The organism is Tenacibaculum todarodis (genome assembly GCF_001889045.1).
GTDB lineage: Bacteria > Bacteroidota > Bacteroidia > Flavobacteriales > Flavobacteriaceae > Polaribacter > Polaribacter todarodis.
On the sequence record NZ_CP018155.1, the window covers coordinates 2,499,277 to 2,513,766 of the forward strand.

General features: G+C 30.3%; 12 protein-coding genes. 5 read left to right on the forward strand and 7 right to left on the reverse strand.

Translation table 11 applies throughout. The features are described 5' to 3' along the window. Positions 1-223: 223 nt before the first annotated feature. The 5 genes from LPB136_RS11420 to LPB136_RS11440 all read right to left on the reverse strand — a co-directional run bounded on the left by LPB136_RS11420 (position 224) and on the right by LPB136_RS11440 (position 5,653). Positions 224-1,492 carry a DUF3987 domain-containing protein gene (locus tag LPB136_RS11420; RefSeq protein ID WP_158009636.1) on the reverse strand — a complete coding sequence of 423 codons (1,269 nt, stop codon included), beginning with the start codon at positions 1,490-1,492 and terminating at the stop codon, positions 224-226. 204 nt (positions 1,493-1,696) lie between these two features. After that, entirely contained in the window at positions 1,697-1,984 is a 288-nt protein-coding gene (locus LPB136_RS11425) for a helix-turn-helix domain-containing protein (RefSeq protein ID WP_072556449.1), read from the reverse strand. An 83-nt stretch (positions 1,985-2,067) separates the two neighbouring features. Beyond that, positions 2,068-2,583, reverse strand: a complete 516-nt coding sequence (locus tag LPB136_RS11430) for a hypothetical protein (protein WP_072556450.1) — start codon at positions 2,581-2,583, stop codon at positions 2,068-2,070. Next, positions 2,583-3,866: a site-specific integrase gene (locus tag LPB136_RS11435; RefSeq protein ID WP_072556451.1), complete on the reverse strand. Its 1,284-nt coding sequence runs from the start codon at positions 3,864-3,866 to the stop codon at positions 2,583-2,585. Before LPB136_RS11435 ends, LPB136_RS11430 begins: the two co-directional genes overlap by 1 nt. A gap of 233 nt (positions 3,867-4,099) precedes the next feature. Continuing rightward, positions 4,100-5,653: a hypothetical protein gene (locus tag LPB136_RS11440; protein ID WP_072556452.1), complete on the reverse strand. Its 1,554-nt coding sequence runs from the start codon at positions 5,651-5,653 to the stop codon at positions 4,100-4,102. A gap of 130 nt (positions 5,654-5,783) precedes the next feature. On the opposite strand from LPB136_RS11440, the gene LPB136_RS11445 reads away from it, so the two are divergent. The 5 genes from LPB136_RS11445 (at position 5,784) to LPB136_RS11465 (ending at position 12,758) form a co-directional block, all read left to right on the forward strand. Then, positions 5,784-6,959 (forward strand): 2-isopropylmalate synthase, encoded by a 1,176-nt coding sequence (locus LPB136_RS11445; protein WP_072556453.1) that lies wholly within the window; start codon positions 5,784-5,786, stop codon positions 6,957-6,959. Then, positions 6,960-8,342 (forward strand): 3-isopropylmalate dehydratase large subunit, encoded by a 1,383-nt coding sequence (gene leuC, locus LPB136_RS11450; protein WP_072556454.1) that lies wholly within the window; start codon positions 6,960-6,962, stop codon positions 8,340-8,342. A gap of 1 nt (position 8,343) precedes the next feature. Next, entirely contained in the window at positions 8,344-8,931 is a 588-nt protein-coding gene (leuD, locus tag LPB136_RS11455) for a 3-isopropylmalate dehydratase small subunit (RefSeq protein ID WP_072556984.1), read from the forward strand. Positions 8,932-9,057: 126 nt separating this feature from the next. Then, positions 9,058-10,173: a 3-isopropylmalate dehydrogenase gene (gene leuB / locus LPB136_RS11460; RefSeq protein ID WP_072556455.1), complete on the forward strand. Its 1,116-nt coding sequence runs from the start codon at positions 9,058-9,060 to the stop codon at positions 10,171-10,173. A gap of 5 nt (positions 10,174-10,178) precedes the next feature. Next, on the forward strand, positions 10,179-12,758 hold the full coding sequence (locus tag LPB136_RS11465) for a phosphoenolpyruvate carboxylase (protein WP_072556456.1): 2,580 nt from the start codon (positions 10,179-10,181) through the stop codon (positions 12,756-12,758). Between the two features lie 144 nt (positions 12,759-12,902). Here the strand turns inward: LPB136_RS11465 and LPB136_RS11470 are convergent, their stop codons facing one another. After that, positions 12,903-14,129 (reverse strand): ammonium transporter, encoded by a 1,227-nt coding sequence (locus LPB136_RS11470; RefSeq protein ID WP_072556457.1) that lies wholly within the window; start codon positions 14,127-14,129, stop codon positions 12,903-12,905. 7 nt (positions 14,130-14,136) lie between these two features. Then, a complete protein-coding gene (locus LPB136_RS11475; RefSeq protein ID WP_072556458.1) occupies positions 14,137-14,487 on the reverse strand; it encodes a P-II family nitrogen regulator in 351 nt (116 codons plus the stop codon). Positions 14,488-14,490: the final 3 nt, after the last annotated feature.

Here is a 14,490-nt window from a genome sequence, read left to right on the forward strand (position 1 = left end):
TGTCTGAAATAATTATTTATTATTATTTGTTTTTACTAAAACACTCTCAGTAGTACTGTACATTCTCATGTATTTTTCTTCGGATATTATTCTTTTTTTTTAATTCTTTTTTTTAGTTTTTTATACAGTTGAGGTAAACGTGGTAATGTTGGTTAATCTCAATGATAGTAGGGGTTGTAGTCTTTTTTGGTTTTGGTCAACTATGGTAAACATGGTCAACGCACTATACTCTTTTCTCATAGTTTCCATTACCATCTAATCTTATAAAAAGTTCGTTGTTGCTTAAAAAACGATTTATTGTACCTCCTTTAATATTATGTTCTTCTATTATGGGTAATACTTCGCTTCTTTTGAATTTTTTAGGTAAAGCTTTGTAGAGATCAGCTTTGTTCTTTGGTAAACTATCTAAAGGACTCGATGGTGATATTTTATCATACACTTTAATTGCAGTCATTCTAAAGTATTCAGCAAGCTTTATTGCTTTCTCGATACTTGTGTCGGATATTGTATTTGTAAACTTGTTACAGTTAGCTTGCTCCATTATTTCTATAATTAATGCTAAACGCCAAACATAAGTCTGCAATTTTGCTTGTATTTTAGATTGAGAATCATCATTATGATATTGTTTAACTTTTTTGTGTTGCCATTTTTGATAAATTTTAATTTGACTCGAAGAAGCTTTTAAATTTATATTATCAGCATTATAGATATCGTGAATAAATTTCTTGTAACCATCTGTATGTTTAGACTGTATTTTGTTTCCAGAGAATAAATTAGGTTTAGATTTTATTGGATAAACGAATAGGAATCGAGCTAAAAAACCATCGTCATTTCTGTTGTTCTTAGCCATATCTTTCAATGCTGAAGGTTGAATTCCTCCCAAAACGTTTACATTAGTTTTTTCTACTCTTATAGATGGTTTTGACACCCTGTCTACAGACAAAGTTCCTCCGTTGAATAATTCCAAGTACAGCTGTTGATCAGCACCTTTTCTATATTGATCAAAGCTTTTTATCCAGCCAATAAGTTCGTCTTTAAATATTAATACTCCTTTTTCGTTATGCTGTAGATTTTCAGCAAGTTTTTCTGGAGTAAAGTCACTTAAAATTGATTTTACATAACTGGGTTTATTGCCTTTTTTGTCATCCCTTGCATTATATTTTTTCATTGAAGTTTGAAAAACTAAATAATTCTGTTTGTCTTTTTCTTCAATAGGTTTTTTTGCAAAGTTTAATGGATGAGTTTTACCACCTCCAGATTGTCCTACAATAACTAACCATAAGATAGGTTGACTGTCATAGGAACCATTGTCTAATCTAAAATTAGAGCCCATTGCAGTTGCAACGTTAGATAAAATTCCAGCGCTCAGATAGTCTGGGTAATATCCTTCTGTCTTTTCAGCATCTTTAATCAATTCCTGAATACTATTTGGGAATATTTCTACTGGAAAAGAGTGATTTACCTTTTGGGTTTTTGGTGTTGAGTTTTTCAAAGTTGTTTTGTGTTTAATAATTTTACTTGTTTTTTTAAGATGTTATCTTATAAATTAGTATTTATGATTCATTACAATCAGAAATTACTAATTGGCATAAAAATTTGGTTTATAAAAAAATGATGTTTCTACTTTAGGTAGAGATAACTGCTTGTAATTTTTATTCCTATATAGGTTGTAAAATAATAGTCAATAGATTACTGGCTATTTGCAGGAAAATAATGTATCGAGTAAATCTGACTTTCTAAAATAAGTTCTTTGTCCTACTTTAAAAGGCTTTAGAATATTCTTTTTACTCCAATCGTTTATGCAGTTTAGGCTGACGTCGAAAAATTTTGCAGTCTCTTTTCGGGTCAAGTGAGGTTTATCCGTAGAAATTAAATTTTTAATTTTAGGATTTGCTGTGAGCTTTATAAGTTCTGCTTTTAGCTCACAGCTAATGAAGTTTGCCAATTCTTTTGGCGATAATTGAATAATTGTTGATTTGATCATTTATAATGGATTTAATTTTTCCACTACAAAGAAAGAGAGAATCAGTGTGTGGCACTTTTTTTTAGTGCCAAAGGAGTGCCAAATTATATTTTATTAAGTTTTATCTGTTTTAAAAATTTTTCAAACTCTAAGGGATTAACATCATTAGTTTTTCTATAGGTACCGCAATGAATTTTTCTTGCAGTATCTATATTGCAATCGAAAAGTTTACTAAAAATTTCATATTGTAGCTCTGTATCAAATCTTTCTAATATTAGTTCTATGTAACCTGTCTTTCTGAGAATTTCAAATTTTTGATTTAAAGTGTAGCCTCTTTTCTTTTTTTCTGGAAATGATTTTTGAAGCTCTTCTTTTTTAGTTAAAGACTCTAATACTTCTTCAATCTCATCAATTTTTTCTTCTATATAGAGTTTACGTTTTTCAGCATTTAAAGTGACATTAGAGTGGTTTTTATGTTCTTTTAAAATGTCAACCTTTTTCTGATTCCTTTTTAATTTTTTTATGAAATTTAATAATTCTTTTTCTGAAATTTCTTTTAAATCATCTGCCTTTAGAATCATTATGTCTTCAATTTCATTTTCTAATTCTTTGAAAGTCATTATTTAACTAATTTTTCGTGATTGTTTTCTCCTTTAAAAAAAGGATGTGAACCTATTTTAACTGCTTTTTGTAAAGCATCTGCTTTTATATAGTTCAAAAAGGTTTTTTCGCTGGAGTGCCCACTAATTTGCATAATGTCGATTGGATTCATACCGCTCAGATATGCATTGGTGCAAAATGACCTACGAGCAGTGTGAGTCTTTACGAGATCAAATTTAAAGCTTTTTGTTGTTACTTTTTTTCCGCCAATAGTTTTTGTTGTGCTGACTCTCTCATCTATACCTGCATTTTCACATACTTCCTTTATTTTGTAATTTATTTGTTGGTCTGGCATTCGTTTTGGTGGTTGACCACCATGTTTATTTAGAATTTCTTTTATTTCTGGACGTAGAGGTATTATTATTTTTTTTGGTGTTTTTTTAGTGTTTACATTTAAAAACGTTTCCCCATTATATTCGTAAATATTTTCTTTATTGAGGTAATTAAAATCTGAAACACGCAATCCTGTGTATGCACCAATTAAAAATAGATCTCTTGACTGGTCTAATTTAGGATGATGGGATAAGTCTAATTTGTAAATTTTATTTAGTTCTTCTAGAGATAAGTAAATATTATCAACCTCTTCTCTGATAACTTTAAAACGAGGATTCTTAAATTCTAAATTAGTATTAATTTTTTCTAATGTAGCTGTGTTTAAGAAAAATTTAAAAGTTTGAATGAGTTTGCCAATGTAATTCCTAGTTAGATTCTGTTTTTCACACCAATCTATAAAATCGTTATAAAAATCTATGTCTATATTATCGAAATCGATTTTATAAACTTCTTTGTTGAATCGTTTTAGTATGTTTTCAGTAATTAAATAATTCTTTAACGTTCCACTAGCCTTAGTTTTTTTTATATCTGGACGCTTTTGTAAAGCATCAATAAAATCAAATAAATTTTTTGGAATTGATTTATCATCATTATTTCCAAAGAAAGATTTAAAGTTTCTTTCAACATATTTTTGATCTGGTTGTTTACCATTTTGGATAAGATTGTCTTCGAAATCTTCAATTCTTCTAATTAAAGTTTTGATAAGATTATTGACTTTAACACGATTTTTTAAATGAATTCTATTTTTTACTTCTTGTTTTTCGCTATTCCAATCTTCTGGTTTTGATTTAAAGCCTATTGCTTTTCTAATATCTACTTTTCTTCCAAACCTATATCTAATGTAAATCGAATACTCTTTTCCGTTTTCAGTAGCTTTTCCGTTGTTTAATTTAAAATTTATGTTAGCCAATATGTTGTTTATTTATATTGCAAATTTAATGTTTTTTATTTACAATATTACCCACAATATTACCCACGTTTTGTGTGTCAATTATTATTTATATGTTTTTACTATGTCATTATCCCTATATTTAATAAGGTTTTTAGTCTTTTTAAGAATAAGTAAAAACTAATAAAAAAATACTTCGGTATCCGCTAGACACCTCAAAAAAACTCTATTAATCGTAAGATTTTTAGAGTTTTTTACTTTTTAGCGCTCTTTTCCTGAATAATTTGAGCAATAGGTTTGTTCTCAATCTTACTTTCTAGCCAAGATAAAATGTCTAAATAAAGGAAAGCTCTTTTTTCAAAAGGATGATTTTCGTACACTTTTAATCGGCCATGAATCTTCTTAAATTCGTTTTTCATTTCATTAGGAAAAACATCTTGAAGAGATTTTATAGAGAAAATAAACTCTTTTTGAACCTCTTGTAGGTTTTCCATTTTTAGCAAGAATTTATAGGTTTCTTTAAATTGCTTTTCTAAATGATAATCTAAGCCACACTCATAATGTGCAATTAAACTTAAAATCCTTGCAAAACACTGTAAATCTTCGCCAACATATAGGTTTTTAGCGCTAATTATTTTAGAAAGATATTCGATACACTTCTTGTTTTCTCCCATTCCAAAATACAAACAGGCAATTTTATAATACAAGGTTATTATGTGATGCTTATCTAATCTATTATTGTATTCAAGTGCTTTTTTATTAATTTCTTCAACTAAATATTCACCTTTTTTAAAGGTTCCTTCTAAAAAATGTTTGTGAAGTTGATTGGCATAATGATACTGAAAAATTAATATTTCAGTATTTCCATTTATAGGAATTTGGTCTTCTTTAATAGCGGATTCAAATAAAGCTAACTCTTTATTAAATTCTTTTTTATGTTGAATAATAAATAAAGATTCCAATAAATAATTAATCCCTTTTAGATAAAAAACAGGGTTTAATTGAATCATTTTTGGGTATTCTCTAAATAAATTAACCCAGCTAGAAGAATATTTATATCCGTTTATAAAGTTTTGTGTTAAAAAACTTCGCCATAAATGCGCTTTATATAACCAAAGGCGCTCTCTAAAACCTAAAGATTTGTACTCAAAATCAGGTAATCGAGAATCAAAATAATTGTTTACTTTTTGAAGTTCATCATCATTACGAGCATAACCAGTTTTTAATAAAACACCGTATAATTGTAAAGATAAATTAGATAATTTACTGGTAAGTACGTTTTGTTGACTTAGTTCTTTGGCTTGTATTGTAAGCTCATCTGCTCTTGTGTCAATACTTCTTGTTATATATTGGCTTTCAATTATTTTTTCTAATTCAACAATTTCATAAGCAATGTTTTTTTCTTCGTTATCAATAGCAAGTGTTTTTGCTTTATCAAGTAATTTTAAACTTTGTTTATATAATCCTTTCTGATATAAAACAGTAGCAAAATCCAATTGCTCACGTACCTGAACTCTTATGTTTTTGTGAGCAGGATTCATACGTAAACTAACCAATATTTGTTTGTATAAATGCGCTTTTAAATTAGATAATTGTTGCTTACTTACAATTCCTTTATTTAAAATAGCTTTTTCATCATACTTTTTTTGCTTTTCTAAAAATTTGAATAAAATAAAAAATTTAGCATCAGTATTACCGCCTAATCTACCAATATACAAGTTAAATTGACGCTTTTCTGACTTGGTTAAAGACTGAATTAGTACAAATAAAGCATCATTTTGTTGGTTAGATTTTGTAAAAAAATTCATTTAAAATACTGTTAATTAGTGTTTTATGTTTTTATTTATATAACTTGATGTCGTGAAAAGTTTTTAAGAGTAAACTTTTATGAATAGCCAATATATACATTTGATTCTATAATGATAATTATTTTAGATAATGAATAACGATAAAATCCAAATATTTGACACAACACTGCGTGATGGCGAACAAGTTCCTGGTTGTAAATTAAACACTGAACAAAAAGTTATTATTGCAGAACAGCTAGATCAACTTGGAGTTGATGTTATTGAAGCTGGTTTTCCGGTTTCTAGTCCTGGTGATTTTAAATCTGTAGAAGAAATTTCTAAAATAGTAAAAAACGCTACAGTTTGTGGTTTAACTAGAGCTGTAGAAAATGATATAAAAGTAGCTGCGGAAGCTTTAAAATATGCTGTAAAACCAAGAATTCATACAGGAATTGGAACTTCAGATTCACATATATTTCATAAATTTAAGTCTAATAAAGATGCAATAATTGAACGCGCTTTTAATGCTGTAAAATATGCAAAATCTTTTGTTGAAGATGTTGAGTTTTATGCAGAAGATGCTGGAAGAACAGATAATGAATATTTAGCAAGAGTTTGCGAGGCTGCAATTAGAGCGGGTGCAACGGTTTTAAATATTCCAGATACAACAGGTTATTGTTTACCAAGTGAATATGGTGCCAAAATTAAGTACTTAAAAGAAAACGTAAAGGGTATAGAAAAAGCAATTTTATCTTGCCATTGCCATAACGATTTAGGTTTAGCAACAGCTAATTCTATTGAAGGTGTTATAAATGGAGCTCGCCAAATTGAATGTACAATAAATGGTATTGGAGAACGTGCAGGAAATACTGCTTTAGAAGAGGTTGTTATGGTTTTAAAACAACATCCTTATCTAAATTTAAACACCAATATTAATACACAAATGTTGTATGGAATGAGCCAACTTGTTTCAGACAGTATGGGTATTTATACACAACCTAACAAAGCAATTGTTGGTGCAAATGCATTTGCACACAGTTCTGGAATTCACCAAGATGGCGTTATAAAAAACCGTGAAACGTACGAAATTATAGATCCTAAAGACGTTGGTGTAACAGAATCTGCTATTGTTTTAACAGCTAGAAGTGGTAGAGCAGCTTTGGCGTATAGAGCTAAAAACGTAGGATACGAATTAACAAAATTACAATTAGATGAAATTTATGCAAGCTTTTTAACTTTTGCAGATAAAAAGAAAGAAATTAATGATGCAGACATTCATCAAATAATAGAAACTAGTAAAATATACAAACAAATAATTTCTGCATAGATGAAGAAGACACTATTTGATAAAGTCTGGGATGCACATGTTGTAGACACTATAGAAAATGGACCGCAGGTTCTATATATAGACAAACATTTAATACACGAAGTAACAAGTCCGCAAGCTTTTAATGAATTAGAAGATCGCGGAATTCCTGTATTTAGACCAAACCAGATTGTTGCAACCGCAGATCATAATACACCAACACAAAATCAAGATCAACCCATAAAAGATCAATTATCTAGAAAACAACTAGAACAATTATCAAAAAATTGCCATAAAAATAACATCACATTATTTGAATTAGGTCATAAATATAATGGCATTGTACATGTTATGGCTCCAGAATTAGGTATTACGCAACCGGGAATGACTATGGTTTGTGGAGATAGTCATACCTCAACTCATGGTGCTTTCGGAACTATTGCATTTGGTATAGGAACAAGTCAAGTAGCACAAGTATTTGCGAGTCAATGTTTGTTACTTACAAAACCCAAAAGTTTAAGAGTTTCGGTTAATGGTAAATTAAAGAATGGCGTCTTACCAAAAGACGTTATTCTTTATATTATTTCTAAATTAGGTACCAATTCTGGAACAGGATATTTTTGCGAATATGCAGGAAATGTCTTTGAAGAAATGAGTATGGAAGGAAGAATGACAGTTTGTAATATGAGTATTGAAATGGGTGCTCGTGGAGGAATGATTGCTCCAGATCAAACCACTTTTGATTATGTTGAAGGTAGAGAATATGCTCCAAAAGGAGAAGCTTTTGATAAAAAAGTAGCACATTGGAAAACATTACCAACTGATGAAGGCGCAACTTTTGATAAAGAATACTCTTTTGATGCAGAAGATATAGAACCAATGATTACCTATGGAACTAATCCTGGAATGGGAATTAAAATTACTGAAAATATTCCTGTAGAAGACAATGCTTCTTTTAAAAAGTCTTTAGAATACATGAATTTTGAAGCTGGAGAAAGTTTGATAAATAAACCAATTAACTACGTGTTTATTGGTAGTTGTACCAATTCTAGAATTGAAGATTTTAGAGTTGCTGCAAACTTTATAAAAGGAAAGCAAAAAGCCGAAAACGTTACTGCTTGGTTGGTTCCAGGAAGTAAACAAGTAGAATCTCAAATTATAGAAGAAGGCTTAAAAGATATTTTTGATGAAGCTGGTTTTGAATTAAGACAACCAGGTTGTTCGGCTTGTTTAGCAATGAATGATGATAAAATTCCGCAAGGTGAATATTGCGTTTCTACATCAAACAGAAATTTTGAAGGAAGACAAGGACAAGGTTCTAGAACTATTTTAGCAAGTCCGTTAGTAGCGGCAGCAACTGCTGTGGAAGGAAAAATTATTGATATTACAAAACAACTTAATTAATATGGAAAAGTTTACAACATTAAATTCTAGGGCAATTCCGTTACAAATTGAGAATGTAGATACAGACCAAATTATACCTGCACGTTTTTTAAAAGCAACAGATAAAAAAGGGTTTGGAGACAATGTTTTTAGAGATTGGAGATACCAAAAAGATGGTTCTGTAAATACAGATTTTGCTTTAAACAATGCTAACTATTCTGGAACAATTTTAGTAGCTGGAGATAATTTTGGTTGTGGTTCTAGTAGAGAACATGCAGCTTGGGCTTTAACCGGTTATGGTTTTAAAGTAGTTGTTTCTAGTTTTTTTGCTGATATTTTTAAAGGTAATGCGCTAAACAATGGTTTGTTACCTGTACAGGTTTCAGAAAGTTTTTTAAAAGAACTTTTAAAAACGATAGAAAACACTCCAGAAACAGTAATAAATGTTAATTTAGAAGCACAGACTATTTCTGTAAATAATATCAATTTGTCTGAGTCATTTGAAATTGATGCGTACAAAAAAACTTGTATGATTAATGGTTATGACGATATTGATTACTTGCTAAGTAAAAAGGCAGTGATTGAGGCTTTTGAAAATGCAAATTCTTAATAGGCGCGTTAGCGATTGAAGTGGCATCCTTTTTTTTAGGAACGAGAAAAAAGATATAATGGAAAGCGCGACTTGGTCCTGAATGCTTTCAGGATAAAGTAACGCCCAAACAAAATAAATAATTAGATGAAATTAAAAATAGCAGTTTTACCAGGAGATGGTATTGGTCCAGAAGTAACAGAACAGGCAATTAAGGCTTTAAATGCAATTGCTTTAGAGTTTGATCATACATTTACGTATAAGCACGCACCCGTTGGTGCAATTGCAATTGATGAAACAGGAAATCCGTTACCAGAAAAAACATTAGACGTTTGCGAAGCAACAGATGCTATTTTATTTGGAGCTATTGGAGATCCAAAATATGATAATAATCCAGATGCAAAAGTACGTCCAGAACAGGGTTTATTACGTTTACGCAAGTCTTTAGGTTTGTATGCAAACATAAGACCTGTTAAGGCTTATGAAACATTATTAGATAAATCGCCTTTAAAAAAGCATATTATTGAAGGTACAGATATTAGTATTTATAGAGAATTAACTGGCGGAATTTACTTTGGCGAAAAGTATTTAAGTGAAGATGGAAATACGGCTTCGGATTTATGTTTATACACAAAACCAGAAATTAAACGTATTGCTCATTTAGCTTTTAAAGCAGCAGGATCTAGAAATAACAAAGTTACTTTGGTTGATAAAGCAAATGTTTTAGAAAGTTCTAGATTGTGGAGAAAAGTAGTTGCAGAGGTTGCAAAAGATTATCCAAAAGTAGCATTAGACTTCTTATTTGTTGATAACGCAGCAATGCAAATGATTTTAAACCCAAAGCAGTTTGATGTTATTTTAACTGAAAATATGTTTGGAGATATAATTAGTGATGAAGCTAGTGTAATTGGTGGTTCTATTGGTTTATTGGCTTCGGCGTCGGTTGGTGATAAATTTGCAATGTTTGAGCCAATACACGGTTCGTATCCTCAGGCTACAGGAAAAGGAATTGCAAACCCAATTGCTTCTATTTTATCTGCAGCAATGCTTTTAGATCATTTTGAATTATTTGCTGAAGCAGATTTAATTAGAAAAGCAGTTGAAAAAGCGCTAATTCTTAATATAACAACTCCAGATATTAATGCAGATCATAATGTATCTACTTCTAAAGTTGGAGATTTTATAGCTGATTATATTTCTAACCCAAATGACTCTAATCTTAATTTTAAGAATATTCATTTAGGACAATCTACCATAATATAAATTCAATGGCAACACAACCAAAACTCATAAGGTTTAATCAAAACGTACTGTCTAAATATCAGATATATAACAGTATATTTATGACTTTGCCTTTTGATACAATTACTAAAACAGGTGCTCTTTTACCACTTTTCCATGAGACTTGCCAGAAAGGATTTTCTCAAAAAGATAACCCTACAACTATTGTAGAAACGTTTTTTAAAAAATATCAATCTAGTAGATCAAAAGAGAGTCAGACTAATTTATTATTCAGATTCATTCAATATATAGAGCGTCAAGTTGTATTATTTGATGCTATTGAAGATGCTGCTTTTCCATTTGTGAATAACATGGATGGTATTGGAACGTTGCGTAGTTTAAAAGAAAATGCAACTGCTGAAAATAAATTAGAAGCACTTAAAGCTTACCTTGAAGAATTTAAAGTACGTATTGTATTAACGGCCCATCCAACACAGTTTTATCCAGGTTCAGTTTTAGGTATTATTACTGATTTAACTGAAGCTATACGTGAAAATGATTTACTTAAAATAAACGATCTTTTAGCACAGTTAGGAAAAACCCCATTTTTTAAACATGAAAAACCTACACCTTATGATGAGGCTGTTAGTTTAATATGGTATTTAGAAAATGTGTTTTATAAATCTTTTGGGTCAATTTACGATTACATTCAACAAAATATTTTTGACGGAGAACACATTAATAATGATATTATAAATATTGGTTTTTGGCCAGGAGGAGATAGAGATGGAAATCCATTTGTAACTCCAGAAATAACATTAAAAGTAGCTAATAGATTACGAGAAACAGTTATTAAAAACTATTATCGTGACATTAGAAGATTAAGAAGAAAATTAACATTTGAAGATGTAGAAAACCGTATAACTATATTAGAACGTGAGTTATATAAAATGATTACTAATCAAGAATCAGATTTAACTTTAACGTCTTTTAATTCTGAATTAAAGGAAATAAAACAAGTAATTATTGATAAACATCAATCGCTTTATGTTACTGAAGTAAATAGTTTATTGAATAAAATTCACCTTTTCGGATTCCATTTTGCAAATTTAGATATTAGACAAGATAGTAGAAAACACGAACAGTTTTTTAATGATATGGTAAACGCTTTAATTGAAAGTGGTAGTGCTATATTTCCTAAAAATTATCATGATTTACCAGAAAGCGAACAAGTAAAATTATTGTCTAAAGTTGAAGGCGCAGTAGATTTATCTTTAATTAAAGATGAAGAAACGCTGAAGGCTTTAAATACAATGAAAGCTATAAAAACCATTCAAACTACAAATGGTGAAGTAGCAGCAAACCGTTATATTATTAGTAATAATCAAACAACTTTACATGTTATGCAGTTGTTTGCAATGCTAAAATTAGTTGCTTTTCAAGATAAATTAACAGTTGATGTTGGGCCTTTATTTGAAACTATTACAGATTTAGAAAATGCGCCTCAAGTAATGGAAGATTTGTATACAAATCCTGAATATGCTGCGCATTTAAAATCTAGAGGAAACAAGCAAACAATTATGCTTGGTTTTAGTGATGGAACAAAAGATGGTGGTTATTTAATGGCAAATTGGGCAATCTATAAAGCAAAAGAGAACCTAACTACAATCTCAAGAAAATACGGTGTTACTGTTATATTCTTTGATGGTCGTGGTGGACCTCCAGCTCGTGGTGGTGGAAAAACACATAATTTTTATGCTTCTCTAGGACCAACAATTGAAGATAAAGAAGTACAATTAACAATACAAGGACAAACAATTAGTTCTAATTTTGGAACATTAGATTCGTCTCAATACAACCTAGAACAATTAATTAGTTCAGGTATTTATAATAGTTTAAGCGATAAAGATTTAAGTATGCTTCCTGAAAATAGAGAAGTAATGACAGATTTATCTGAACGAAGCTATAAGGCATATTCAGATTTTAAGGCGCATCCAAAATTCATTTCGTATTTAGAGTACATGAGTACTTTAAAATATTATGCAAAAACTAATATTGGAAGTCGCCCATCAAAAAGAGGAAAGGCAGAAGGTTTAGTTTTCGAAGATTTAAGAGCAATACCTTTTGTAGGTTCTTGGAGTCAGTTAAAACAAAATGTACCTGGCTTTTTTGGAGTTGGTACTGCTTTAAAACATTATGAAGACACAAATACATTTGAAAAAGTACAAACTTTATTTAAAACTTCTGATTTCTTTAAAACATTGATTGAAAACAGCATGATGTCGTTATCAAAATCATTTTTTGATTTAACAAAATACATGAGTGAAGATGAAGAGTACGGTGGTTTCTGGAATGTTATTTATGAAGAATACAAAACTTCTAAACGATTACTTCTAAAACTTACTGGTTATACAGAACTTATGCAAGAAGAGCCGGCAGGAAGTGCCTCTATTGCAGTTAGAGAGTCTATAGTTTTACCACTGTTAACAATACAGCAATATGCTTTAAAGAAAATACAGGAGCTTGAAAAAGCAGAAACTAAAGATGAAGAACAAATAAAAGTTTATGAGAAACTTGTTACACGTTCTCTATTTGGTAATATAAATGCTAGTAGAAATTCTGCATAAGAAAGAATAATAATTAATAAAGTTAGGCCTGTCAATTTTAAAAACTTGACAGGCCTTTTTTTGGTTTCATTTTGAAAAAATTATGGCATAAAAAAACCTCGAAACAAATATGTTTCGAGATTTTTATTTTGAATTTAACTAAAATTAATGCTCGTTCAATCTAAAGTCTGGATAAGCATCCATACCGTGTTCATGAGCATCAAGACCTTCTAATTCTTCTCTTTCAGAAACTCTAATTCCAACTGTTTTCTTTAAGGTGAAAAATATTATAAAAGATGATACAATACATATTGCAGCATAACAAACAACACCTGTTAATTGTGCTAAAAATTTATGATCTGGGTTTGTAGAAAAGATACCAACAGCTAACGTACCCCAAATACCACAGATTAAGTGTACAGCAATTGCTCCAACTGGGTCATCTAATTTAATTGCATCTACAAAACTAACCGCAAATACAATAAGTGCTCCAGCAATAGCACCAATTAAAATAGCGCTTTCTGGTGTCATTACATCTGCACCAGCAGTTATACCAACTAAACCTCCTAAAATACCATTTAAAAACATTGTTAAATCTAAGTTCTTATACCTGATAAAAGAAACTAAAGCAGCAACTACACCACCTGCAGCAGCAGCTAAGCATGTTGTAACTAACGTTAAAGATGTTAATGCTGGATCTGCAGAAAGTACAGAACCTCCATTAAATCCAAACCAACCTAACCATAAAATTAAAACACCTGCTGTTGCTAAAGGAATATTATGTCCAGGAATTGCTTGCGGTTTACCGTCTTTAAATTTACCTATTCTAGATCCAAGTAACCAAACTGCAACTAAAGCAGCCCAACCACCAACAGAGTGAACAAGTGTAGAACCGGCAAAATCATAGAAACCTAATTGGTCTAAGAATCCTCCACCCCATTTCCATGAACCAGCAATTGGATAAATTAATCCTACATAGATTATTGTAAAAATCATAAAAGGTCCAATTTTCATTCTTTCTGCAACGGCACCAGAAACTATAGTAGCTGCTGTTGCTGCAAACATTCCTTGAAATAAGAAATCTGTCCACCAAGTATAACCTCCATCTGCATATTCTGGAGTCATTCCATTTTCTGGAGGTGCAATACCAAAACCAGCAAAGTCTAAAACTCCTGCTGATCCTTCAGCAAAACCAGGATACATTAAATTAAACCCTACTAAATAGTAAAGCAATAACCCTACAGTAATAATAAAGATATTTTTAAATAGTATGTTTATTGTGTTTTTTTGTCTTGTTAAACCAATTTCTAAGAATGCAAAACCTGTATGCATAAAGAAAACTAGTGCTGTACAGATCATCATCCACACATTATTTGTAGTAAAAATTTCCATGTTTTTTTTATTTAGATATTTTCTTTAAAGTTCCTCCTCCTTTTTCTCCCGTTCGAATTCGATATGCTTCTGAGATATCTGATACAAATATTTTACCATCACCAACATCTCCTGTAGCAGCAGATTTAAGTATGGCATCTATAGTTATTTGTTCAAAATCATCATTAACAACTATAGATAAATATCTACGTTGAATATCACTTGTACTATAACTTACACCTCTGTAAACGTGACCTTCTTTTTCGTTACCTAAACCAGTAACATCCCAATAAGAGAAGAAGTTTACATCTACATCATGTAATGCTTTTTTTACAACAGAAAACTTCGATTTTCTGATAATTGCTTCAATTTTTTTCATAAT

Bases quoted from the DNA above. Each gene is read 5' to 3' on its own strand.
- LPB136_RS11425 (WP_072556449.1), bottom strand. From the start codon at position 1,984: ATGATCAAATCAACAATTATTCAATTATCGCCAAAAGAATTGGCAAAC.
- LPB136_RS11430 (WP_072556450.1), bottom strand. From the start codon at position 2,583: ATGACTTTCAAAGAATTAGAAAATGAAATTGAAGACATAATGATTCTA.
- LPB136_RS11440 (WP_072556452.1), bottom strand. From the start codon at position 5,653: ATGAATTTTTTTACAAAATCTAACCAACAAAATGATGCTTTATTTGTA.
- LPB136_RS11445 (WP_072556453.1), top strand. From the start codon at position 5,784: ATGAATAACGATAAAATCCAAATATTTGACACAACACTGCGTGATGGC.
- leuC (WP_072556454.1), top strand. From the start codon at position 6,960: ATGAAGAAGACACTATTTGATAAAGTCTGGGATGCACATGTTGTAGAC.
- leuD (WP_072556984.1), top strand. From the start codon at position 8,344: ATGGAAAAGTTTACAACATTAAATTCTAGGGCAATTCCGTTACAAATT.
- leuB (WP_072556455.1), top strand. From the start codon at position 9,058: ATGAAATTAAAAATAGCAGTTTTACCAGGAGATGGTATTGGTCCAGAA.
- LPB136_RS11465 (WP_072556456.1), top strand. From the start codon at position 10,179: ATGGCAACACAACCAAAACTCATAAGGTTTAATCAAAACGTACTGTCT.
- LPB136_RS11470 (WP_072556457.1), bottom strand. From the start codon at position 14,129: ATGGAAATTTTTACTACAAATAATGTGTGGATGATGATCTGTACAGCA.
- LPB136_RS11475 (WP_072556458.1), bottom strand. From the start codon at position 14,487: ATGAAAAAAATTGAAGCAATTATCAGAAAATCGAAGTTTTCTGTTGTA.